This window comes from Leptospira bourretii (assembly GCF_004770145.1).
Classification (GTDB): domain Bacteria; phylum Spirochaetota; class Leptospiria; order Leptospirales; family Leptospiraceae; genus Leptospira_A; species Leptospira_A bourretii.
In genome coordinates this window covers 1-1078 of the sequence record NZ_RQFW01000007.1, presented here as the reverse complement: position 1 = coordinate 1078, position 1078 = coordinate 1, and the positions used below count along the sequence as shown (strand labels likewise).

At 33.8% G+C, this 1078-nt stretch carries 1 protein-coding gene; it reads right to left on the bottom strand.

Annotation, left to right across the window (positions count from 1 at the left end; all coding sequences use genetic code 11):
* Positions 1-157: 157 nt before the first annotated feature.
* Complete coding sequence (locus tag EHQ47_RS04985; protein WP_167483262.1) at positions 158-667, bottom strand: tyrosine-type recombinase/integrase; 510 nt, start codon at positions 665-667, stop codon at positions 158-160.
* Positions 668-1078 lie beyond the last annotated feature (411 nt).

Here is a 1078-nt window from a genome sequence, read left to right as displayed (position 1 = left end):
TAAGAATTCCAAATATCAAAACACCATTTCGCTACTAATTAAATGAGGAATTAACCTGACTACCTAAGGAAATAACTGAGTCTGTAAATCTTAGAATATAAAAAGGAGGAAATTATGATTACTTGAAGTATTTATTACAAATACAAGGAAACTTAAATTATGATATAGCCGTCTCAAGAATTTCTTTAGACGTTAATTTGTTATGCCCATAGACTTTTGCAGTAAAGGATGAATCAAAGTGATTCGCAAACCTGGACACAGCATCCAAAGGCTTTCCATTTTTTAAAAGATGAGATATACGGCTATGCCTAGTTTGGTGAGGATGAATTTTCCTATCCAATTCCTGGATACCTACTCTTTGTAATGTTCTATGAACTAACTGACGTGTAAGTGGTTTACCTGTTTTAACATTTTCAAATAAATAAAATCTACCCTTAAATTCGTTTTTGATTTCTTTGAATAATCCCTTTGAAATGATCAGAACATTTTCCTTACCACCTTTTCCGATAACCTTAACCTCTGTATGAGTCTTTAAAGTCTGGCAATCCTTCAATTTTATGCCTAGTAATTCAGATACCCTACATCCAGTGCCATAAAGTGCCCGAACTATGAGACTATACTTGGGAGGTAATTTAGCAATTAGAAGCTTTATTTCATCTTCACTCAAGAGCTTGGAGTCCGTTAGCGATATATTTGGTTTAGGCACCTTAATCTCTCTGAAAACGCACTCTATGGCGTTTCTGAATACCATATTAGACCTTTGTGGATGATTCTTGAGAATCCAGAGTTTGACTGAAGTCTTTGCTAACATGATGGTAGCTGGAGAATATTCTTTTTTAAGGTTCTGGAAATATTCCCTTAGAGATTCCTCATTTATAGGTCTATTACCGATCCAACGAACGAATCGTATAACACCTACTCTATACTGAGGGATAGATGGTAATTTTGGATATTTTCTTTCTAGGGTTTCGATAGATGGTATACTATCATATTTTTTCTAAAAGTCAATATCTACCAATTCTAGACCCTAAAAAAAGGTTACAAAATTATGTATTGTGTAACCTTCAAACAACACTTT